We start from the raw sequence: 23,420 nt of genomic DNA on the forward strand, positions 1-23,420 counted from the left end.
GGTGTCGCTGCATTGCGCGGTAGGTGGGGCCTGGGATCGGGTGATCGGGTGTCGTGGCCTAGACTCGGATGTGGGCGCATGATGCGCTCGTTAGCGCAGTGACGAGAATGGATCAGGACGATGAAGCCGCATACTGACGAGCCACTCAGCGATAGCACCCGTGCGAGGACCCGCAAGGGGTTGCTCAGTCGCAAGGGCGCGCGTCGGTGCGGCGTCGGTGCGGCAGCACTGTCGATCGTCATGCTGCTGTCGAGCTGCATGTCTCAGGGGGCTCCGAAGGGGACGCCGGTGAAGAATCTGAGCACGGGAGATGCCGTTATCGCAGTGCGGTTGAGTACCGGAACTTCCGTGTCGGGGCTCCAAAAGCCCCTCAGTGACAACGTGATCGCGCTGGTCGATGCGCAAGGACAGGTAGAAGCAGCTCGCATCGGTGAGTGGAACAGGGGCCGCGTCCTGTGGACTGGCCGCGGGATTTCTTATGGCACGCGAGACATCGATTATCTGACGACTGCTGAGGGAGTGCAGGAGTTCGCGCATCAAGGATTTCCTTTCGCGGAGGAAGGGCGTTTTGCTCTTCCGGATGGGGGAATTGCAGTTGTCACGTCTCCGCTGAGCACAGGATATGCCGTCGACATTATCCAGCCTGATGGCCGTGTTGATCGTAGAGAGACCTCGGGGACCGAAGGGCATCTCGGGCAGTGCGGCTCGCGGATTCTGGAGCTGACCAACACTAAGCGGTCCGAAGACATCGCATCGGTGGCCTATGAGGCGTATGCCGCCCAGTCGGGCGGTGGCAACTATCCAGAGGCCCTGGACGTTCTTGTGCAACTGGACGATCCCGATGGTGATCTTCCTCGGCTGGTGGGGGTAGCGCCATTGGTTGATGGCCTGTGGGGAGGTGAGAGTGCCATGTTCTGCGAAGATGATGTACTCACGGTGCCGACTAGACAGTATTATTACGATCGCGATGCCCTCAACGGAGCGCCAGACCCCACGCTCGGCGCTTTTGTACTTCAACGGTGGGATCTGGTGACGGGGGAGCGCACGATTATTCCCGTGGTCGATGAGGACGGGAATGCCATTGAACTGGATCGCGAGAGCAGCATGATCGCTTCTCAGGCTTTTCCGGCTGAAGGTGACCATAAATTCGTCAATGCGGACGGTCGCGTATGGTCCGTCGATCTGGTGAGTGGCCGCGCCAAGCACCTCTTCTCCATCTCGTGGAATGCGTCCGATGACAATGTCTCTGTCCAGTCGAACGAGACTGGAATTTACCTCCTTGAGGTTAATGAGCGGGACTATCATGTCACGCTCTCTTACTACCCCTGGGATGGAGGAGACAAACGCGAGGTATTCGCAACGGATGCATTGGCGGGCTATATCAGGACGACGGACCTTTTCTCGGGCCACCGGCGAGGGGTACAGTCCTTCGCCGTGCGTCCGGGGTGGAACGGCGGCGCGCAGTAACGTCATCTGTCGTGGCCTAGACTCGGGTGCGGGCGCATGATGCGACCGTTAGCGCAGTGACGAGAATGGATCAGGACGATGAAGCCGCATACTGACGAGCCACTCAGCGATAGCACCCCCGCGAGGACCCGCAGGGGGTTGCTCAGCCGCAAGGGCGCGCGCCGGTCCAGCACCGTCGCGGCAGCACTGTCGCTCGTCATGCTGCTGTCGAGCTGCATGTCTCAGGGGGATGTGACGGAGACGCGGGCCGATCAGCTGAGTCTGGGGGATGCGGTGATTGCTGTGCGGCTGAGCGAGGGAAAGATCTCGGCGGGACTTCCGACCCCGCCGGAAGACAACTGGATCGTGCTGCTGGACGCGCAGGGGCGGGGGCAAGCGACCCGTATCGAGGCGAAAAGGTACGGCAGCGTCGCTTTCTTGTGGACTGATCGCGGTCTCTCCTTTGGGGCGCCGGATAAGGAATACGTGACGACCGATCAGGGAACGCAGGAGATCGATGTTAAAGAACCGTCGCTCGCTGAGGATCAACGCTTCTCGCTCTCGGATGGGAGAATTGTTGTCGTAGATTCGGGCGAGGAGATCAGGGTCGATGTGATCCACCCTAATGGGCGCATTGTGACGACGGAAATCCCCGATACTAGTGGGTCGGTTGGGCAGTGTGGGCAGCACATCGTTGGGATCACCGATACTGAGGATTCTGAGAGCATCAGGTCGGCGGCGTTCGAGGCCTATGCAGCCCAGTCGGGCGGTGACATGCCGGAGAATGTTGCTGCTGTGTTTCAGATCGATGAACTCAATGGTGGTGTTCCCCGACTCCTTGCGGTGGCACCTGCGATTGATGGCCTGCTGACGGGGCGGATGAGTGTTCCGTGCGACGGGAACGTCATCACGGTGCTGAGTATTCAGCAGGAAGACCCAGCCGCTGTGCGTAGTGGCACAAGGCACCCATGGGATGGGGTTTTGGTCCTGCAGCGATGGGATCTGTCGACGGGGCAGCGCACGATCATTCCTGTACTCGATGAAGCAGGACAGCCCATCGAAACGGATCAGGATAATTTCCTCTACTATTCTCAAGCGATCTGGGTGGGGGATGAGTACCGGTTCGTGACGAAGAATGGGAACGCCTACGCGGTTGACGTGACGAGCGGCAACGCCCGGCACCTTTTCTCGATTCCATCGGAGAATACTCGCAACCCAGCGGTATTCCAGGTGAGCGAGACCGGCGTGTATGCGCTCGAGCAAAATGACGATGAGGACGTCCTCACTCTCTCCTACCAGCCGTGGAATGGGGGCGGTAAGCGGGTGCTCTTGACGACGGGCACAATGTCGCGCTACCTCGTGGCGCGAAATCTGCTGATGGGGTATAGGCGCAGCATCCAATCCTTCGCCCTGCGCCCCGGCTGGAACGGTGGCGCGCAGTAGCGCGCACAGACGAGGACGGAGACGACCATGAGCGCACGCAACGATGAGCGACGCGAGGCAGGTGCCGACGAACAAGAGCATGGCCACCCGAAGAAGCCGAGGCGTTCCCGGCGATGGGCGCTCCTCGTCGTCGTGCTCTCGGTTGCTGCGCTCGCGTGGAGCTGTGTTCCGCAGGGCACCTTCTCGAAAACTCCGGTTAGTAAGCTCGCGATCGGTGATGCTGTCATTGCTGTGCGCCTGAGTGGAGGACAGTCGTGGTCGGGCTTGTCAGCGCCGCTTCATGACAACTGGATCATGCTTCTTGACGAGCAAGCACGGCAAAAAACATCTCTCATTGGAGAGAGGACGGGAGGGGACATTCTGTGGACGAAGAACGGGATTTCCTACGGTGGGCCAGAAGAAAATTACTTGACGACGGATGCGGGAACGAGCGTCATTAAAGGCAAATTCTGGGGCAGATACGAGATTCAGCGCTATGGGCTCCCGGACGGACGAACCGTCGTGGTGACTCTCTCAGGGGCGGGAGGGCACCGCCTTGAAAGCATTGAACTCGATGGAAGCGTTGAGTACGCGGAAACGACCAGTACTAAAGGTGATATCGGGCTGTGTGGATCACGCATCCTACTGATCACCGAAACGGAAGAATCTCCGCGTATCAAGTCGGCAGCATCCGCAATGTACACCGCCCAATCGGGAGGCGACAGCGATCAGCCGGAAGCGCTAGCGGCAGTTGCCCAGTTGGACGAGATTAATGATTATGAGCCTCGGGTTCTTGCAGTGGCACCGAAGATTGATGGCCTCTATTCGGGGCAGACGATGTTCGCCTGTGACGGAGATGTGATCACGATGCCGACCATTCAGGCGGCCGACCCTGAGTCCGCGAAGAAGACGAATTTGCCTGACCTCAAGGGAACCATGGTTCTCCAGCGGTGGGATCTAGCGACGGGGCAGCGCACGATTATTCCCGTGCGTGACGAGCAAGGAAATCCCATTGAATTGAATAGAGACCGCAATATTTTTCGCTACAAGGGAGTCCAGGTGGGTCGCGAATACAGGTTCATCAGTGAGGATGGTCATGCATTTTCGGTCGACTTGGACAGTGGCCAGGGCCGTTACCTGTTTAAGTATGCCGGTCCAGGCACCGGCCAACGAACGGTGTACCAGGTGAGCGAGACTGGCGTCTATGCGCTTGAGGATCGCTGGGCTGATCACCATGTCACCCTTGCCTACCGGCCGTGGGATGGGGGAGAACGCCGGGAGGTCTTCTCGACGGACAAGATGGCAGGCTACATCGAGCCGCGAAGTGGACTTATCGAGGCGGGCTATTTGCGCGAGATTGAGTCCTTCGCGCTGCGCCCCGGCTGGGATGGCGGCGCGCAGTAACGCGTGCACCCGCGCGGCACAGTGACGCAACGCGAGTGGGGCGGTCTTCCAACGAAGACCGCCCCACCTGTGTTTGCCGTTAAAACAGGCGCCGACCGCTCGTCAGCGGACCCTGCCGTTACACCGTGACGCCCACCTGGCCCAGCGCGAAGGCGAACTCCTCGCAGCGCGCCGCCCACCGGCCCTCGCGCCCGGACGGGCCGGCGTGCCCGGCGACCATCTCGGTGCGCAGAATAATCGGACGCTCGAGCGGGTCGCGCGCGGCGACGAGGCCGTGGCCGGCCTCCCCGCTCGCGCTTGCCTCGCCGGCCTCCGAATCGCAGCAATTGCAGCGCTTCCCAGCCCCGGCCTCGTCCGTGGAAGGTACCTGGCCGGTGGCCTCGCGCAGGCGCTGCACCCACTTGGTGGGCTCGACGAACTCGACGCGCGTGTCGTTGACCGACGTTGTCGCCATGATCGCGGGCAGGAGCGCGCCGTCGGGCACGTTCTCATACGGTGTGTAGCGGCTCATCGCGTCGAACACGGCGCGCGAGGTAAGCGGATTGCCCCACTCCTCCCATTCGCCGACGGTGAGCGGCAGAGACGGGTCCAGGATCGTCGAGAGCGCGTCCACGAAGGGCACGCCCGCCAGGATCGCGCGGAAACGGTCCGGGGCGGCGTTGGTGACCGCGCCCATGAGCAGGCCACCGGCGCTGCGGCCCTCCGCGACCAGGCGGCCGGGCGCCACCCACCCGGAGTCGACCAGCCAGTCGGCTACGTCGATGAAGTCCGTGAAGGTGTGTTCCTTGACCAGCTCCTTGCCGTCCTCGTACCAGGCGCGGCCCATCTCGCCGCCGCCGCGCACGTGCGCGATCGCGTAGACGACGCGGCGCAGGATCGGCAGGCGCAGGGTCTCGAACTCGGGGTCGTAGCTGACCTCGTACGAGCCGTACCCGATCTGCCAGCCCGCGTGCGTGCCGTCCGGGCGCGTGTCGCGGTGGTGGATGAGGGTGACGGGGATACGGGTCGCGCCGTCGCGCGCGAGCACCCACACGCGCTCCTCGACGAACTCAGCGGGGTCCCAGCCGGGCGCCTCGTGGGCGCGCAGGGTGCGCACGCTCAGGGCCGCGGTCTCGCTTGTGTCCTCGGGGGACGAGGCCGGGGCCAGGTCCGGCAGAGCAACCTCCGCGACCGTGGGCGGAACGGTCTGTGACTGGAACTCGACGCGCAGCGAATCCTCCCACGGGGTCGGCACGGTCGCGATCGTGCGCACCGGGGCGTCGACCTCCACGCGCCGCCACGTGGGTGTGGGCTCGCGGCGATCCCACACGTCAACCTGCGTCAGAGAGCCCGAACGAAGCGAGAGCGCCACGTAGCCCGCGTGTGCCTCGACGTCGGTGATGCGCTCGCCGGGGCCGGGGCTGCGCAGCGGCTCCCAGGACTCAAACGGCGTGAGGGGCGCGGGCTCGTCCTCCGGCAGGGGAGTGCCGGGGGTGCGATCCGCCAGGGAACCGCGCGAGAACGCGGAGGAGGACGTGACGCCGAGGCGTGCCAACGCCTCGGGCGAACCCCCTTCGGGCAGCATCGCCTGAGCGAGCGAGCCCTCCTGCGTCAGCCCCGTATGCACGATGAACAGGCGGTCGCCCGCCGAATCCGCCGACACCAGCGTGCGCGGGCGCACCGGCATGAGCGGCAGCGGGCGCACGGACGGGTGGGCGGGCAGCCACAGCCACGCGCGGCCCGCCGTCGACGACGAGGCATGAATGACGACGTGCCCCGGGAAACCCGAGGGCGCAAACCCCATCTCGAAGCCCTCGTCCGGCTCGACCAACAGCAGCTCGTCGGTCTCGCGCGGCGTGCCCACGCGGTGCAGCCACACGTCGCACGCGCGCCACGCGTCGTCCACGCCCATGTAGATAAAGGAAGCGGAATCATCCGCCCACGCGAAGCCGTACCCAGCGTCCACCACGGCCTCGTCGATGACGCGGCCCGACGCCTCCTGCACGACCCACGTGTAGCGCTCATCCCCGCTCGTGTCCCGCGCCCACGCGATCAGGCGCCCATCCGGGGACGGGTACATGTCCGCCAGGCGGAAAAACTCCTGCCCTCGCGCCCACTCGTTCTCATCGACGAGGAGCTCCTCGCCCGGCGTGGGGACGCCCGGTTCGGGGACGAGCGGGATAGGCGCCCCGGCCTCGTCGCGCTCCACCGGCGCGCGGTGATGCGTCGCGTACGACTGGCCCTCTGCGAAACGCCGGAAATACCAGAACTCGCCCTCGCGGATCGGAACCGTCACGTCGGTGAGCGCCGTGGAGGCCTTGACCTCCTCCACGAGGCGCGCGGCCGCCTCGCGGGTCGGCGCCGTCACCGTGTCCGCCCACGCGTTCTCCGCCTCCAAATGAGCCCTGACCTCGGGGTCCTCGCCGTCGCGCAACCAATCCCACGGGTCATCAAAATGCTGCCCGAACTGGTCGCGCACCCGGTACCCGTAACGCTTCGGGGCAACCGGGGGAGTGTTCATCGACGAGGCATTGGCCGCCTCACGCGTGGTCGTGTCAATCATGTGGACCATCTTAGAGGTGGGCCAACTGATGAGGATCCACGAAACAGCGGCACGACCGTGCGAGACTATACGAGTGAACGACGAACAAGCTCCCTCGCGCGGATCCGCTGCGCTCGAACCCGCGGCGCTCGCGGACCGGCCTGCGCCCCTTCACCAGCCCGGCACCCGAGGGCAGGTTGATGGGGGAGCAGCCCCGGCCTCGTCCCTGAGCCTCACGCAGCGACTCCTCGCCTGGGTGCGCGAGTTCATACAATTCGGCATGGTCGGAGCCACCGCCTACATCGTTGACGCCGGTCTGTTCAACCTGCTCCAGCATGGGCCGCTCGGCTTCCTCGCCGGGCATCCCAACACCGCGCAATTTCTCGCCGCCGCGACTGCGACGCTCTACTCGTGGATCGCCAACCGCCTGTGGACCTACCGCGGCCGCACGCGGGAGAATGCCACGCGCGAGGCCATCCTTTTCTTCTTCGCCAACGCCTGCGGCATCGGCATCTCCCAGTTCTGCCTGCTGTTCACCCACCACATCCTGGGGTTCACCTCGGCGCTGGCCGACAACATCGCCGTCTACGTCGTCGGCTTCGCCTTGGGCACCGCGTTCCGCTTCTTCTTTTACCACTACGTGGTCTTCACCGGGCATACGCGCGCGTAGGTTCGAGGCGCGGCGGTAGGGTCGAAACGTGAAGGAAACGGCAGAGCACTACCCGACCCCCGAAGAATCCATCGCCACGATGGTCACCATCGATGACACCGCCCTCGTCTTCGAAGGCGGCGGCATGCGCAACGCCTACACGGCCGCGCTCGTCAGCCGACTCATCGCCGAAGGCATTAACTTCCCCCATATCTCCGGGGTTTCCGCGGGCTCCAGCCACCTGTGCAACTTCACCTCCCGCGACGCTCAGCGCTCTCACGACACCTTCGTCGACCTTGTCGAGGACCCCGAATTCGGCGGACTCAAGCACTTCCGCAAGGGCCACGGCTACTTCAACGCCGAGTACATCTACCAGCAGATCTGCTACCCCGACGGCGCCCTGCCCTTCAACATGGATGCGTTCTTGGCGAACCCGGCGACCACGCGCGTCGCCACCTTCAACGCGTCGCGCGGTGAGGTCCGCTGGTTCTCCAAGGAAGAAATGAGCACCCTGGACACGCTCGGACCCATCATCCGCGCCTCCTCCACGCTGCCGATCCTCATGCCTCCCGTCGAGATCGACGGCGACACCTATGTCGACGGTGCGCTCGGCCCCAATGGCGGCTTGCCCTTCGACCAGCCCCTGCGCGAGGGCTACCGCAAACTCCTCGTCGTCCTCACTCGCCCCCGCGACTACGTCAAGGGCCCCATGCCCGCCAGCGTCGGCGCCCTCCTGCGCACCGCCTACCGCCAGTTCCCCTCCGTGTTCGAGGGCGTGGCTCGCCGCCCCGACCGCTACAACGCGGGACGCCGCCTCCTCTTCGACCTCGAGGAACGAGGCCAGGCCTACGTGTTCGCCCCCGACAACCTGTGGATCAACAACACCGAGTCGCGGCGCGAACGCCTGGAGGCGACCTACCGTGCCGGCCTGGTGCAGGCCGTGCGCGAAATGCCCGCGATCAAAGCGTTCCTGGGGCTGTAGGGTTTCCTTTTCCTGTGGCGGCGCTTGTTGCGCCGCTGGTGTTTCGGGCGCTGTCTGATCTCCGGCTGTGCTTGTGGCCCCGCCTGATCTCCGGCCGCCGCGTAGCCGGCCCGCTCGCTTTCTGTTTGTTCCTGTGTGGTGTTGCTCGTGGCGCCGCTGGTGTTCCGGGCGCCGTCGGGCCCGGCCGCCCGCGAGATCGCCACACGCGAGCCTGACGGCTCGGAGTGGTCGATCTCGAAGCCCGCCCGTGCCCTCCGGCGCGCATCACGCCGGCGCCGCCAGGTTGCTGGTGTCTGGTTCGGCGCGTCAGGATCGGAGGTTCGGTCGGTGGTCTTGGTCTGGTCCTGAAAGAAATGTCGCCCCAGCGGATTGCTCCAGTGCCTGGCATGCATCCGCAGTGAAAGAAACATCGCCCCTGCTCGGTTGAAATGGGTCAAAAATGGCTGTTGTGAATGCGCATGGGCGAAAAATGTTTCACGACGGCCCTTAACACCTCGTACAGGGGTGATTTTTCTTTCAAGACGCTCGTGTTTCCGTGCCTTGTGGGTGACAATTTTCGCCCTGCTCTGCTTGGTTGAGCTGCGAGCGTGACTATATTCGCCCTGCAGGCGAAAAAGTGCCCAAAATTGGCGTTCTATGGTGTGCTGGGCGAGTTTTGTACCGGATGTGCCGATGAAGGGGCTGTGCTGGGCGAGTTTTGTACCGGCGGAGACCTGGTGTCATGACGCTAGAGGTTGGTGTGGGTTGGCTGGGGATCTAATAGGGCGCAATCAGGTTGGTGAGCCACGGGGATCAATCCAAACTGCTCGTGCCCGGCGCTTCTGGTTGCCGCTCAGTAATTTCGCATGCAATTCTTTGCGAGCATCTTGCTTGTTCGTACCAGTAGGTAATGTTGCGTCACTTGTGTTGTGGAATTGCATGCGACTTTCTGGAGGTGCTGTGCCGGGCGCGTTTTGTCCCGGACCCTGCATCTAGGGCCTCTTGCTGCCGATATGTTCCTGGATCTGCGGGACGACTAGATGTTGCCCCACGATCTCGTGCTATCTGGCTGATGTGTATCTCGGTCTGCGCCACGCCCAGATGCGCACCCTAGATGTAGTGCTCGTACGGGCCCCTAGATCTAGGGCGCACCTCCCGTTGGAGGCGCGCGTCGGCGCCTTTCTCAGGCCCCCTGCGATCGCCTTTCCGCAGGATTCCAGCCATTTCGCAGAAAATGTGGCCAACCCCTATATCTAGGGGCACTTAGTTGCCAACGACCCCTAGATGTATGGGTGTGACACGCCCAAGAGCCCCGCCAGTGAGTGTGACGCTCGACATCTTTTGGGCGGTTAGCAAGTGGTTATGCACAGGGTGGTGATGTGTTCGTCCACAGGGTGCACAGGGACGTGTGGGGGAGTTGGGGGCCCTAGATGTGCCCGTAGGTTAGCCGCAAACCCCAATGTTTGCGCGCATCTTCGTGCACCCGCTCGCACGGGGCGACAAACCATGAAGACTCCTCCGTGATCCTGACCGCCCGCTCCGTCCACAGGCCCCTTCAGTCTCATCCACAGTCAGGGCGGCATACACAACATCTAGGGGTCGCTTGCGCGGGCGCCCACGAGGTGTAGTGTTGTCGTGTTCGCGGCGAACGAGCCGCCAGAAAGACAACATAGGATGCCAACGTCCGGCCTCGAGCCGCAAGGAGACACGAACATGTCGATCACCGTCTACTCCAAGCCCCGCTGCCCCCAGTGCGACGCGACCTACCGCGCCCTCGACAAGCAGGGCGTCTCCTACGAGAAGATCGACGTCACCCAGGACGCGGAATCCCTCGCCTTCATTAAGGGCCTCGGCTACCAGCAGGCTCCCGTCGTCGTGGCCGGCGAGGATCACTGGTCCGGCTTCCGACCCGACCGCATCAAGGCCGTCGCCGCCGCAGCTGCCCCCCTGGCGCTGCAGGCCTGAGTCGCGCCGACAAGTCCCGGCCGCGAGGCCGGGACTTTCGCGTATCCGGGCGGGGACGAGGCCGGGGCGTGCACCGTGGAAACGGCGCGCACGCGCTCGAGTGAGGCCGGGGCGCACCCCTCGGTGGACATGGGGAAATGAGCGGCCAACTGGCCGTGAGGGTCCGCCGCCCACGACCGCATACATGCACCGCCAACCGCCATGTGCGCCCGCCGAGCCGACCGCGTCGATCATCCCACATGGGACACGCGTGCGAGGCGACCCCGCCCGGGCCTCGGGGGTGAGACACTAGAGGTTCAGTATCCCGCCAAGCAGGAAGGATCACCATGGGCATCGTCGTCTACTTCTCGTCGGCGACGGGCAACACCCGCCGTTTTGTCGAAAAGCTCGGCCTCCCGGCGGCGCGAATCCCGTTGCTTCCCAAGGATGAACCCCTGCGCGTGACCGATGAGTACGTGCTCGTCGTGCCCACCTACGGCGGCGGCAATCTCAAGGGAGCGGTGCCCAAACAGGTCATCAAGTTCCTCAATGACCCCGACAATCGGGCCCTGTGTAGGGGCGTCATCTCGTCGGGAAACACTAACTTCGGCAAGGCCTACTGCATCGCGGGCGACATTATCGCGGCCAAGCTGGGGGTCCCCCACATGTATAAGTTCGAGCTCCTCGGCACGCCCGAGGACGTCTCCAGAGTTCGTGAAGGACTGGAACAGTTTTGGCAGAAAACTACACCGACACAGGCGTAGAGGAAGCTCCCTCCCCGGAGCTGGACTACCACGCGCTGAACGCGCAGCTTAACCTGTACGACGCGAACGGACACATTCAGTTCGACGCGGACCGTGCGGCGGCTCGCCAGTACTTCCTTCAGCACGTCAACCAGAACACGGTGTTCTTCCACGACCTGGAAGAGAAGCTGAAGTATCTGGTGGACGAGGGCTACTACGAGAAGCACATTCTGGACCAGTACGACTTCGCGGATATCAAGGAGCTGTACAAGCAGGCATACGCCCACAAGTTCCGCTTCCCGACGTTCCTGGGCGCGTTCAAGTACTACACGTCGTACACGCTCAAGACCTTCGACGGTAAGCGCTACCTGGAGCGCTTCGAGGATCGTGTCGCCATGGTGTCGCTGTACCTGGCGCGCGGCGATATCGAGCTGGCTCGTAGCTTCGTGGACGAGATTATGACGGGCCGCTTCCAGCCGGCCACCCCGACCTTCCTCAACGCCGGTAAGGCGGCGCGCGGCGAGCTGGTCTCCTGCTTCCTGCTGCGCATCGAGGACAACATGGAGTCGATTGCGCGCGGCATCAACTCCGCCCTGCAGCTGTCCAAGCGCGGCGGCGGCGTCGCCCTGCAGCTGACGAACCTGCGTGAGTCGGGTGCCCCCATTAAGAAGATTCAGAACCAGTCCAGCGGCGTCGTGCCCGTCATGAAGCTGCTCGAGGACTCCTTCTCCTACGCGAACCAGCTGGGTGCGCGTCAGGGCGCGGGCGCTGTGTACCTGCACGCGCACCATCCGGACATCATGCAGTTCCTGGACACCAAGCGTGAGAACGCGGACGAGAAGATCCGCATCAAGACGCTGTCCCTGGGCGTTGTCATCCCGGACATCACGTTCGAGCTGGCCCGCAAGAACGAGGACATGTACCTGTTCAGCCCCTACGACGTGGAGCGCGTGTACGGCGTGCCCTTCTCCGAGATCTCGGTGACGGAGAAGTACCACGAGATGGTGGACGACGGCCGTATCCACAAGCGTAAGATCAACGCTCGTCGTTTCTTCCAGACGATCGCGGAGATCCAGTTCGAGTCCGGCTACCCCTACATCGTCTTCGAGGACACGGTGAACAAGGCGAACCCGATTAAGGGCCGCATCACCATGTCGAACCTGTGCTCGGAGATCCTGCAGGTGTCCGAGGCCTCGACCTACAACGACGACCTGTCCTACGCCCACGTCGGTAAGGACATCTCCTGCAACCTGGGCTCGCTCAACATTGCGAAGACCATGGATTCCCCGGACTTCTCGAAGACGATCGAGATGGCGATCCGCGGCCTGACGGCCGTCTCGGACCTGTCGGATATCGGCTCGGTGCCGTCGATTGCCCGCGGCAACGCGATGAGCCACGCGATCGGCCTGGGTCAGATGAACCTGCACGGTTACCTGGCGCGCGAGCACGTGCACTACGGGTCCGAGGAGGCTCTGGACTTCACGAACATGTACTTCATGACGGTCCTGTTCGAGGCGATTAAGGCCTCGTGCAAGATCGCGCGTGAGCGCGGCGAGTCCTTCGAGGGCTTTGAGGAGTCGAAGTACGCGTCGGGCGAGTTCTTCCGCAAGTACATTGACGAGGAGTGGGCCCCCACGACGGACAAGTGCCGCGAGCTGCTCGCCGCCTCGTCGATCAAGGTCCCGACCCAGGCGGACTGGGAGGCTCTGGCGGCCGACGTCGCCACGTACGGCATGTACAACCAGAACCTGCAGGCCGTGCCTCCGACGGGTTCCATCTCGTACATCAACAACTCGACGTCGTCGATTCACCCGATCGTGTCCCGCGTGGAGATCCGCAAGGAAGGCAAGATCGGCCGCGTCTACTACCCGGCGCCGTACATGACGAACGAGAACCTGGAGTACTACCGGGACGCGTACGAGATCGGCCCCGAGAAGATCATCGACACCTACGCGGTGGCCACCCAGCACGTGGATCAGGGCCTGTCGCTCACGCTGTTCTACCCGGATACGGTGACGACGCGTGACCTGAACAAGTCCTACATCTACGCGTGGAAGAAGGGCATCAAGACCCTGTACTACATGCGCCTGCGCCAGATGGCCCTGGAGGGCACGGAGGTCGAGGGCTGCGTGTCCTGCATGCTGTGACGTGACGCCCGTTTGTCGGGTGGTGCGGGGGTCGGGAAACCGGCCCCCGCACCTTTTTATGTGGGACGAGGCCGGGGCGCGGTCCGCGGGAAACTGACAGATTTGGTGTCTGTGAGCCTTGCCGTCTATTCGGATTTTCGGAGAGCTACTCGTATGATGTGGGAGGTAAATCCCCTCACATCTTCCCGGAGTAAGCGATGAGCGATCCCATGAATCCCTACGGCGGCGGCGTCGGGGGCCAAGGTGGCTACGACCAGCAGGGTATGTACGGCGCTCAGCCGGCGTATGGTTCCCAGCCTGCGTATGGTGCGGGGCAGCCCGCGTACGGAGGCCAGCCCGGGTACGGGGGTCAGCCCGGCATGTCGGCCTATGGTCAGCCGCAGGGTGGATACGGTCAGCCCGGCTATGGCAACGTGGGGTACGGCCTGAATCCCGCGGTTGAGCGCGTGCGTTCGAACGCGTCGATGGTTCGAATTATGGCGTTCGTCAGCTTCGTGACCATTGGGCCGATCCTGTCGATCGGTGCGTGGATCTGGGGTGGCATGCTCGTGACCGAGGCGCAGGGCCTCAATGCCCCCATGGACGTGATCAACGACGTGGAAGGCGCTAAGAAGATCGCGATGATCTGCAGCATCATTCAGATTGTTGGCATTGTGCTTTTGATCTTCATCTCCTTTGTTCTCCCCTTCCTTATTCTGCTCATTGCAGGTGGGTCGTCGGGGTACTGACGAGATCGAGCGACGGATATTGGATGCGCGCCCCTTGTGGGGCGCGCATCCCTCTTATTTTATTGATAGTGGTGCAGCGCTCATCCCTCCTCGTTCTTTCCGCACGGAACGAAGTGTGCGCTAGGATGAGCCGCGTAATTGATGACCAATTCCATCTGGAGTATCCCATGAGCGATCCCATCAACCAGTACCCCGCCGCCGACCAGCCCGCCTACGGCCAGGCTCCTCAGGGCGCCCCGCAGCCCGCATACGGTCAGGCCCCCCAGGGTGCGTACGGTCAGGCCCCCCAGGGTGCGTACGGCCAGGCCGGCTACGCGGTGAACCCGGCTCTCGAGAAGATCCGTTCGAACGCCTCGACCGTTCGTATTGCCTCCTTCCTGAGCTTCGTCTTCGGCGGCCTCATCCTGTCCGGCTGCATGTGGTACTGGGCGAACAAGCTGACGGCTGAGGCCCAGGCTCTCGGCGCCCCCCTCGATATCACGACGGACGTGCAGAGCGCGCGTAACGCTGCGAAGATCTGCTCGATCGTTCACATCGCGATCCTCGTGGCGCTCGTGCTGATCTACGTCATCGCCATCATTGCTATCCTCGCGGGTGGCTCGAGCTACTGAGTTCTTTACCGTGTGAGGCCCGGATCAATTCTTGATCCGGGCCTCACATTTTTCCGTCGAACAGTGCTGATAGGATTCCTTACGGAATTAAACAGATAGATGAATTGGAGTCTCTAGTGAGCGACCCCCTGAACCCGACCCCCGCGGATGCCGCCGCGCAGCCCTACGCGCCGGAGGGGGCCGGTGCCGCTTCGTACGCCCCTCAGCAGGATGCTTACGGGGCTTCCGCCCAGGCCCAGCAGCCCTACGCACCTGAGGGTATCGGCGCTTCCTCGGCTGCTGTGCAGCCCTACGCGCCCGAAGGTGCCGGTATGGCCTCGGCGCTCCCGCAGCAGGATGCTTTTGCCGCTCCCGGCCAGCCCCAGTTCACCCAGCCCGGTACGAACCAGTACGCGCAGTACGGTCAGGCCCCCCAGGGCGCCCCGCAGGGCATGCCTCAGGGCGCTTACGGCCAGCCTCAGCAGGGCTACGGCCAGCCCCAGGGTGCGTACGGTCAGCCTCAGCAGGCCTACGGGCAGCCCATGTACGGTCAGCCGATGTACGCTCCCTCGGCGGGCAAGGACTTCTCGTACATCCAGATTGGCTCGTTCGTGGCCATCGGCGTCTCGGTCTTCAGCTGGCTCTTTTTCACCATTGTCCTGTCGGTCCCCGCGATGATCGCCGCGATCGTCCTGCACGTGAAGGCGAAGCGTGAAGGCGCCCCGCAGAACTTCGTCAACATCTCGAAGATCGCGATGATCGTCACGATCGTGATGGCCAGCCTCCAGCTGCTGCTCGGCGTCCTGTTCGTTGTTTTCGCCGTGATGAGCGAACTATAACAACCGGCGAGAAGACGCGTCAGCGTCGCCCAACGCCACAGAAGCCTGCGAGAACGCCACCCCCGTTCTCGCAGGCTTCGCCTGTATTCTTGAGAGCATGACTCCCCGATACGAAGCACCCTCGCGCGCCATCGCCGGAACCGACGCTGACCTCCTCGACCAGCTGCGATACGCGGACGGGCGCCCCTACGGCTTCTACAAGAACGCCCTCGGCGCCTGGGATTACGGGGACTTCACCCTCGCGATCGATCACGTGCAGGCCGATCCCTACGCCCCGCCCTCGTCCCTGCGCGCCTGGTCGACACCCGAGGCCATGGGACTGCCCGAGGCCGCCCTGGCCTCGTCCGACGCGCGCCTGGCTGCTGCGGACTTTATCGCCCGCTCCTTCGACGAGGCCATTCGCGCCCGCGGCACTCGCGACGTGTCGATTGCCCGCGCCGGCGCCCTCATCCTCCAGCGTTCCTACGCGACCGTCCTGCCCGACCGTGTCGAGGTCCGCTTCCAGGTCAAGCTCCCCGCGCGCGGACGCACGATCCTCGGCAAGAGCGCCGCCCGCCTCTTCGACGTGGACGTGCCCAACATCGTCATGGACTGCTTCGACTTCGTCTCCGAGGACCCGGCCACCACCCGCAAGCGCTCCCGCCTCCTCGGCCACGTCGCCGCCTACGAGGACTACCGCGCTCTCCAGGGCATCCTCGAGGAACGCGGCTGGGTATCCTTCGTCGCCGATGACGCGCTGTTGGCGCGGCGCTCCGGCGTGTCCGAGACGCCTCTGACCGGTGACGGCGTCGTCGCCTTCGGCGCGCCCGAGTCCCTGCGTGCCACCGTCACCCTGCCGCACGCCGGCGAGGTGTCCGGCATGGCGATCCCCCCGGGCCTGACCCTCATTGTGGGCGGTGGCTACCACGGCAAGTCCACTCTCCTCGAGGCCATCGCCCAGGGCGTGTACGCGCACATCCCCGGCGACGGCCGCGAACTCGTCGCCACCGACCCCACCGCCACGAAAGTGCGCGCCGCCGACGGCCGAGCCGTCACCGGCGTCGACATCTCACCGTTCATCACCCACCTGCCCGGCGGCGCCGACACCACGTCCTTCTCCACCGAGAACGCGTCCGGCTCCACCTCGCAGGCCGCCTCCATCATCGAATCCCTCGAGCTGGGCGCGCGCACGCTCCTCATCGACGAGGACACCTCCGCCACCAACCTCCTCATCCGCGACACGCGCATGCGCGACCTCGTCGCCGCCGAGAAGGAACCCATCACGCCCCTCGTCGACCGCGTCACCTCCCTCACCGAGGCCGGCGTCTCCCTCATCATGGTCGTCGGCGGCTCCGGCGCCTTCCTCGACGCCGCCGACCGGGTCCTCATGATGGACAACTACCGCTGCCTCGACGTCACCTCCCGCGCACGCGAGGTCGTGGCCGACCTGCCGCGCCCCCGCACCGACGCCCCCACCAGCTGGGAGGCAGCGCCCCGCGTGCCCGCCGCAAAGGCCCGCGTGGACCGCCCGCGCACCAAGGCCTCGGGCACGTCCGTGCTGACCATCGACCGTTCGACCGTCGACATTTCTGACGTCGCCGCAGTCGTCGACCCCGGGCAGGCCGAGGCCATCGCCTGGTGCGTGCGCGGCGTCCTTGAGGAGATGGCTGGCAAGCAGTCGATGCCCGACCTCATGGCCAAGCTCGGCCGGCGCCTCGCCTCCGAGGGCCTGGACGCCGTCTGCAAGTTCGGCGCCCGCTCCTACCCGGCGTTCCTGGCGCGCCCGCGCCTCATCGACGTGGGCGCCGCCATCAACCGCTACCGCGGCCTGTCCCTGCGCGAGCTGCGCGGCGAGGTCTCAGAGTCGTAGTCGCTTCAGACCCCACGGGTGTTCCGGGTGCCGTCGGATCCTGCTGCGGGGCCGGGCTGCTTGGTGCGCCCGTGGGCGGCGGCCCGCCCGCGAGATCGCCACACGCGAGCCTGCGGCTCGGAGTGGTCGATCTCGAGGCCCGCCCTGGCCCCGCCACCGCCCACGGGCGCCGCAGCCAGGCCCTCCGGTCCTTCCGGCGCCCTCCGACCCCTCCAATCGACCGGCGCTGGGCAGGGAATCGCCCAAAACGCAGACCACTTCGGTGAAAATGGGTGAATTTGGGGTGTTTTGGGTGAGGTGGTCTGCGTTTTGGGCGCGTGAGTGGTGTGGTTGGGCGAGACCGGGCTTCTGTGGGTATGGCCGGGGGCGTCACAGCCAGGCCAAGGCGTCTATTGCGTGCCGACCAATTTCGCATGCAATTCCCCTGTGACTATTTCAGGATTTGAATTGGCATCGTTGGAATTGCAACGATTCCGGATGTTGTTGAAAGTTCATTCAATCGAATTGCATGCGAAACTTCTGGTAGGTGTCTGCGCCTTCACTCATGGGTACTACAGCCAGTCCCCGCCGCCAGGCCCGCGGCCCACGGGCAGTGCGGTCAGGACCAACAACCCCGCAAGCACATAACACGGGAATTTCAACGGTCGCACCCCCGGGGTGGGGCGGCCGAGCACCCCCGAGGGTACCCCGGGTGGTCTCGGGGATGAATCAGGGGAAACCTCCGTAGCGGTGACGCGCACCGCAGGCGCACCATGGATGCATGAACACGAACACGACAATCGCGCAGGCCCCCGTGGCCGACCGGGCCCCGGCCTCGTCCATCGTCCGACTCCAGGGCGTCTCTAAGATCTACGGAAGCGGCGACGCACAGGTACGCGCCCTCGACGACGTGAGCGTCGGCTTCGGCGCCGGCGAATTCACCGCCATCATGGGCCCCTCCGGCTCCGGCAAATCCACGATGATGCACATCCTCGCCGGCCTCGACGCCCCCACCTCCGGGCACGTCTTCGTCGAAGACACCGACATCACCGAGCTGAAAGACACCGCGCTGACGAAGCTGCGCCGAGACCGCATCGGCTTCGTTTTCCAGTCATTCAACCTGGTGCCCACCCTGGACGCCCGCGCCAACATCCTCCTGCCCATGCGCCTGGCCGGAGCCACCCCTGAGAAGGGATGGTTCGACCTCATCGTCAACTCCCTGGGCATCGCGGATCGACTGAGCCACCGCCCCTCCGAAATGTCCGGCGGCCAGCAGCAGCGCGTCGCCGTCGCCCGCGCCCTCATGAGCCGACCCGCCGTCATCGTCGCGGATGAGCCCACCGGCAACCTCGACTCGCACTCAACGACCGAGGTCATGGACCTGCTGCGCCGCGCCGTCGACGAACTCGGCCAGAGCGTCATCATGGTCACCCACGACACCTCCACCGCCGCCTACGCGGACCGCGTCCTCGTGTGCCGAGACGGCCGCATCGTCTCCGACCTGCGCGACGTCACCGCCGACTCCCTCACCGCGGCGCTGCGCTGAACGCGCCCGCCTACATCCCCAAGGCTCACCTCATGTCTGCAACACACTCACTCCTGCGCGCTAACCTGCGCTCCCACGGCCGCCGCTACATTTCCACAGGCCTGGCCGTCGCTATCTCCACGGCCTTTATCGTCATCACCCTCATCGTCATGACGGCGATGACCTCGGGCCTGACCTCCAGCGTCTACCAGCAGTACCGCGGCGGCACGATCGTCGTCTCCCAAGACAAGGACGCGCCCGAGGGCGCCATTGAGAGCGCCGAAAAAGCCCTGAGCGCAACCAGCGGCGTCACCGCGATCAAGCACATGGCACAGTGGCCCGCCGACGCCCAAACCGACGCGACGCGCGCCGGCCTCTACGTCTCGCCGCTGGCCCCCAAGCCTTTCGCGGACCTCGACCTGAGCGCCGGAACCACCCCGACCACCGACGACCAGATCACCATCCCCGAGCACACGGCCTTGACCCTCTCGCTGAAGGTAGGCGACACCGTCCGCGTGCGCGCCGGATTCACCGAGGGCGACTACCGCACCCTCACCATCGTCGGCACCACGCGCTCGAACACCATCAGCATGGGCGTGCCCGCCAGCTACGTGACCGACGGCGGATTCTCCGCGATCTTCGGAACGACCGCCTCCGGGCAGTTCATCGTCGCAACTTCCGGATCGGATACGGACAGCAACGCAAACCCTCCCAGCGCCACCCAGGACGAGTGGGTGGCGAGAGCAAACTCCGCGCTCAGCGGCATCTCGGGCGTGACCGTGACCAGCGTGCACGAGGCGATCACGAAGGACCTCGACCAGGCGCGCCTGGGAGCGTCCGTGACGATGGGAATCATGCTGATCTTCCCGGCGATCGCGGCGCTCGTGGCCTCTATCGTCGTCTCCTCGACCTTCCGAGTGGTGCTCACGCAGCGCACCCGCGAACTGGCGCTGCTGCGCACGCTGGGAGCGACCAGGCGACAGGTCCGCTCGCTCGTGACCCGCGAGGCCCTCGCGATCGGAGCGATCTCGTCCGCGATTGGCGTCGCGCTCGGCTGGCTGATTGGCGCGCTCGCGGAGGCGGGTACCGGCCTGGCCTCTAGCGTCGTCGCGGCGCTGGCGGGAGCCTCCGTCTGGCAGCTCGCGCTCACGTGGCTCGGTGCCACCCTGTTCACGACCCTGGTCGGCGTCTTCCCGGCCCGCGCCGCCTCCCGCGTCGCACCCGTCGCCGCCCTCGCCCCCGTGAACGAGGCCGGGGCCGCCGCCCGCAAGAAGCACACCGTCCGCTTCATCATCGGCGCGCTCATCGCGGTGGCCGGCTGCGGAGCTGTGGCCCTCGCGTGGCGCTCGGATAGCGGCGGCACGAAATTCCTCGGGGCTTTCGGCGGGTCGCTCCTGGCCCTCCTCGGCGCGCTGCTCGTCGCCTCGGTGCTGCTGCCCGCCCTCACCCGCGCGTTCGGCTCGGTCTTCCCGGGCACCCTGTCCGCCATGGCCCGCGAGAACACCATGCGCAACCCCGGCCGCACCTCCGCGACTGGCACCGCGATCATCATCGGTGTGACCCTCGTCGTCACCATCATCGTCGGCGCCGCCTCCGTGCGCACCACGCTCACCAACGCCGTGAACGACGCGCGCCCCTTCGACCTCATGGCAACCTCCACGAACGGAGCGCTCACCGACGACCAGCAGGCCGCCATCGCGGCCACCGACGGCGTCGCCGCCACCGTCGCCCAGTACGCCGCTCCCGGCACCCTGACGACCACGTCGGGCGCGCCCGCCTACGCTTCCGGTGAGGGAAACGGGTCGGAGGACGAGGCCCAGGCCTCGTCGGTCATGATCACCGGAGAACCCGACTACACGGGCGTCACCCACTCGACCGTCACCCAGCTGGGCGATAACCAGGTGCGCGTCGGCGACGAGGCCCTGGCCGGGCAGACGCTGCGCCTGTGCGCCGACACGTGCGTGGACCTGAGCGCCACCTACGACAAGAACGGCAGCGTCGGGCAGGCCCAAGTCTCCGAGAAGACACTGCGATCCATCGCGACCTCGCTCGAGCGTCAGGCGATCATCATCAAGATGGCCGACGGGGCCGATGCCGAGACTGTGCAGAGCGCGCTGCTCAAGGACTCGCACCTGAGTGTCAATGGCTCCGCGCTGGAGCGCCAGATGTACACGAAGATCATCGACCGGCTCATGCTCGTCCTCGTCGGACTGCTCGGCGTGTCCGTCCTCGTGTCCCTGGTGGGCGTGGCCAACACGCTGTCCCTGTCGGTCGCCGAACGTACCCGCGAGAACGGGCTGCTGCGAGCCCTCGGCCTGACGCGACGCCAGATGAAGAGCCTCCTCGCCCTCGAGGCGCTGTTCCTGTCGATGACCGGTGCGCTGATCGGCGTCGGCATGGGCGTCGCCTTCGGGTGGGTGGGCGTCATGTCCCTGCCGATCGAGGGCGCTACCCCGGTCCTGAGCGTGCCGTGGCTGCAGCTGGTCGGCGTGTGCGTCGTGGCCATCGTGTCCGCACTGATCGCGTCCTGGCTGCCCGGTCGACGGGCCGCCAAGGTCAGCCCCTCGGAGGCGCTCGCCACGGAGTGATCACCACTGGGTGACAGACCGGATGTTGATGGGCGGGGTGTCGCGGGTCTATCCCACGGCGCCCCGCCCGTTGGCGTGTGGTGCCGCGAGGCGCCCCACGGGTGTGTGGTGTTGCTTGTGGCGCCACGGGTGTTCCGGGCGCCGGATGGCCCGGCCGCCCGCGAGGCTAGGCGACCTCACTGCGTTCGGCGCCGCGCCTCGAAGCCCGCCCGTGCCCTCCGGACCCTCCGGCGCCCTCCACACCAGTGGGACCGGGTGTGTTGACGTGCGGTTCGGCGCGTCGGCTCGAAGCCCGGCCAGGCCTCAGCACTCCACGACGTTGACGGCCAGGCCACCCTCCGACGTCTCCTTGTACTTCGAGAGCATGTCGTTGCCGGTCTGGCGCATCGTCTCGATGACCACGTCCAGGCTCACCGTGTGGCGGCCGTCGCCCCACAGGGCCATGCGCGCCGCGTTGATCGCCTTGACGGCCGCGATCGCGTTGCGCTCGATGCACGGCACCTGCACGAGGCCCGCCACCGGGTCGCACGTCAGGCCCAGCGAGTGCTCCATCGCGATCTCCGCCGCGTTCTCCACCTGCTGCGGGGTGCCGCCGAGGGCCTGCGCCAGGCCGGCCGCCGCCATCGCCGAGGCCGACCCGACCTCGCCCTGGCAGCCGACCTCCGCGCCCGCGATGGACGCGTTCGTCTTAATAAGGGCGCCGATCGCCGTCGCCGCCAGCAGGAAGTCGTGCACGAGGGCGCGGCGGCGGGCCGCGCAGGCCTCGGGCGACGCGGGATCATCCGAAGAAGTCTCCGAGGAGTCCTCCGTCGTCATGCGGATGTGCGCCAGCGGGGTGACCGCGCCGTCCTCCGTCGCGGGGCCCGCCGCCACGCCGGGCGTCGACCCCGTCTCCGGGCAGTGCGTCACCAGGTAGCCCAGGACCGCGGGGATCACGCCGGCCGCGCCGTTCGTCGGCGCCGTCACGACGCGGTGGCCCGCCGCGTTCTCTTCGTTGACGGCCAGGGCAAAGAGGTTCACCCAGTCCATCGCCCGCATCGGGTCGGCCACGGTCGACACCCAGGCGCGCGCACCGGGGGAGCGCACGCCCTCCGCGGGAGATGCGCCCGAGGAGGCCCCGGCCTCGTCCGTGGAAGACTGCGGGATGCCGGTCAGGCGCTCCGCCAGCTGGCCGGCGAGCGCGCGGGCGCGGCGCGGCACGTCCAGGCCGCCCGGCAGGATACCCGCCGCGGACGTGCCCGCGTCCACGCAGTCGAACATCGTGTCGGCGATGCGATCCAGGTAGGCGTTGACGGTCTCGCGCGGTCGCACCGCCTCCTCGTTCATGCGCACGAGCTCCGCGATGCTCAGGCCGGACGCGTCGCACGCGGCGAGCAGCTGCGCGCCCGACGCGAACGGGTGCGGCGCGGGAACGTCGATGCCGACGCCCGCCTGGCTCGTCGCGAGCGAAGACACCTCCGGGTTCTGCGGGTCGTCATTCGTCTGAATCATGACGAAGCCGCCGCCCACCGAATAATAGGTGCGCTCCAGGATGACGGTGCCGTCCTCGTCGGAGGCGGTGATCGTCAGCGCGTTCACGTGATAGGGCAGGACCGTGCGCGGCACGAAACGCACGTCCTCGGCGATGTTGAGGGGGACCTGCGTGCCACTCGGCAGCGTCAGCATGCTCGACGAGGCCAGGGTCGGCAGGATGGACTCCACCGTCTCGATGTCCACCGTCTCCGGGTCGTAACCCGCCAGGCCGAGGAGGACCGCGCGGTCCGTCGAGTGACCGCGGCCCGTCGCACCCAGCGACCCGAACAGGTCAATCGTGATGTGCGACGGCGGCTTCAGCGTCGTCAGCTCAGTCGTAAACGCCAGGCCCGCGCGCATCGGACCCACCGTGTGCGACGAGGACGGCCCGATACCAATGCGGAACATGTCGAAGACCGACAGCGGGTGCGGCGCATCGTGCGCGGCCACCTCGCCCGAGACGATAGCTGCGGGCGTGGGACGCGACGGGTCATACGTCGTGACAGATGCGCCGAGGGCGACGGGGCGAAGATCCATGGGGACTATTGTGCAGCAGCCGCCCGGGGGACTGCA

General features: G+C 65.6%; 16 protein-coding genes. 14 read left to right on the top strand and 2 right to left on the bottom strand.

Features of this window, described 5'->3' with window-relative positions; genetic code table 11:
- The first annotated feature begins 120 nt into the window (after positions 1-120).
- The 3 genes from CYJ22_RS07680 to CYJ22_RS07690 all read left to right on the top strand — a co-directional run bounded on the left by CYJ22_RS07680 (position 121) and on the right by CYJ22_RS07690 (position 4,272).
- Positions 121-1,467 (top strand): hypothetical protein, encoded by a 1,347-nt coding sequence (locus CYJ22_RS07680; RefSeq protein ID WP_101602198.1) that lies wholly within the window; start codon positions 121-123, stop codon positions 1,465-1,467.
- 78 nt (positions 1,468-1,545) lie between these two features.
- Positions 1,546-2,889: a hypothetical protein gene (locus tag CYJ22_RS07685; protein WP_101602199.1), complete on the top strand. Its 1,344-nt coding sequence runs from the start codon at positions 1,546-1,548 to the stop codon at positions 2,887-2,889.
- 27 nt (positions 2,890-2,916) lie between these two features.
- Positions 2,917-4,272, top strand: coding sequence for a hypothetical protein (locus tag CYJ22_RS07690; RefSeq protein WP_101602200.1), 1,356 nt, complete (start codon positions 2,917-2,919; stop codon positions 4,270-4,272).
- 118 nt (positions 4,273-4,390) lie between these two features.
- On the opposite strand, the gene CYJ22_RS07695 is transcribed toward CYJ22_RS07690, so the two are convergent.
- Positions 4,391-6,823, bottom strand: a complete 2,433-nt coding sequence (locus CYJ22_RS07695; protein WP_101602201.1) for a S9 family peptidase — start codon at positions 6,821-6,823, stop codon at positions 4,391-4,393.
- A gap of 64 nt (positions 6,824-6,887) precedes the next feature.
- Between CYJ22_RS07695 and CYJ22_RS07700 the strand changes: the two genes are divergently transcribed.
- The 11 genes from CYJ22_RS07700 to CYJ22_RS07750 all read left to right on the top strand — a co-directional run bounded on the left by CYJ22_RS07700 (position 6,888) and on the right by CYJ22_RS07750 (position 21,335).
- Positions 6,888-7,463, top strand: a complete 576-nt coding sequence (locus CYJ22_RS07700) for a GtrA family protein (protein ID WP_101602202.1) — start codon at positions 6,888-6,890, stop codon at positions 7,461-7,463.
- A 28-nt stretch (positions 7,464-7,491) separates the two neighbouring features.
- Positions 7,492-8,424 (top strand): patatin-like phospholipase family protein, encoded by a 933-nt coding sequence (locus CYJ22_RS07705; protein ID WP_101602203.1) that lies wholly within the window; start codon positions 7,492-7,494, stop codon positions 8,422-8,424.
- Positions 8,425-10,116: 1,692 nt separating this feature from the next.
- Positions 10,117-10,368, top strand: a complete 252-nt coding sequence (gene nrdH / locus CYJ22_RS07710) for a glutaredoxin-like protein NrdH (RefSeq protein WP_016460788.1) — start codon at positions 10,117-10,119, stop codon at positions 10,366-10,368.
- A 326-nt stretch (positions 10,369-10,694) separates the two neighbouring features.
- Entirely contained in the window at positions 10,695-11,111 is a 417-nt protein-coding gene (gene nrdI, locus CYJ22_RS07715) for a class Ib ribonucleoside-diphosphate reductase assembly flavoprotein NrdI (protein WP_048671823.1), read from the top strand.
- Entirely contained in the window at positions 11,081-13,237 is a 2,157-nt protein-coding gene (gene nrdE / locus CYJ22_RS07720) for a class 1b ribonucleoside-diphosphate reductase subunit alpha (RefSeq protein WP_101602204.1), read from the top strand. Before nrdI ends, nrdE begins: the two co-directional genes overlap by 31 nt.
- A 197-nt stretch (positions 13,238-13,434) precedes the next feature.
- Positions 13,435-13,965, top strand: coding sequence for a hypothetical protein (locus tag CYJ22_RS07725; protein WP_165782136.1), 531 nt, complete (start codon positions 13,435-13,437; stop codon positions 13,963-13,965).
- A 167-nt stretch (positions 13,966-14,132) separates the two neighbouring features.
- Positions 14,133-14,576, top strand: coding sequence for a hypothetical protein (locus CYJ22_RS07730; RefSeq protein WP_101602206.1), 444 nt, complete (start codon positions 14,133-14,135; stop codon positions 14,574-14,576).
- A gap of 116 nt (positions 14,577-14,692) precedes the next feature.
- Positions 14,693-15,394 carry a hypothetical protein gene (locus tag CYJ22_RS10305; protein WP_243390477.1) on the top strand — a complete coding sequence of 234 codons (702 nt, stop codon included), beginning with the start codon at positions 14,693-14,695 and terminating at the stop codon, positions 15,392-15,394.
- A gap of 97 nt (positions 15,395-15,491) precedes the next feature.
- A complete protein-coding gene (locus tag CYJ22_RS07740) occupies positions 15,492-17,243 on the top strand; it encodes an ABC-ATPase domain-containing protein (RefSeq protein ID WP_101602207.1) in 1,752 nt (583 codons plus the stop codon).
- A 760-nt stretch (positions 17,244-18,003) separates the two neighbouring features.
- The gene (locus CYJ22_RS07745; protein WP_007587500.1) at positions 18,004-18,768 is read left to right on the top strand and encodes an ABC transporter ATP-binding protein; all 765 of its coding nucleotides are present in this window, start codon (positions 18,004-18,006) and stop codon (positions 18,766-18,768) included.
- Between the two features lie 32 nt (positions 18,769-18,800).
- The gene (locus tag CYJ22_RS07750) at positions 18,801-21,335 is read left to right on the top strand and encodes an FtsX-like permease family protein (RefSeq protein WP_101602208.1); all 2,535 of its coding nucleotides are present in this window, start codon (positions 18,801-18,803) and stop codon (positions 21,333-21,335) included.
- Between the two features lie 303 nt (positions 21,336-21,638).
- Here the strand turns inward: CYJ22_RS07750 and CYJ22_RS07755 are convergent, their stop codons facing one another.
- Positions 21,639-23,384, bottom strand: coding sequence for an L-serine ammonia-lyase, iron-sulfur-dependent, subunit alpha (locus CYJ22_RS07755; RefSeq protein ID WP_101602209.1), 1,746 nt, complete (start codon positions 23,382-23,384; stop codon positions 21,639-21,641).
- Between the last annotated feature and the right edge of the window lie 36 nt (positions 23,385-23,420).

Origin of the sequence: Schaalia odontolytica (assembly GCF_002847525.1) — a bacterium.
In the GTDB taxonomy this organism is placed as follows: domain Bacteria; phylum Actinomycetota; class Actinomycetes; order Actinomycetales; family Actinomycetaceae; genus Pauljensenia; species Pauljensenia odontolytica_B.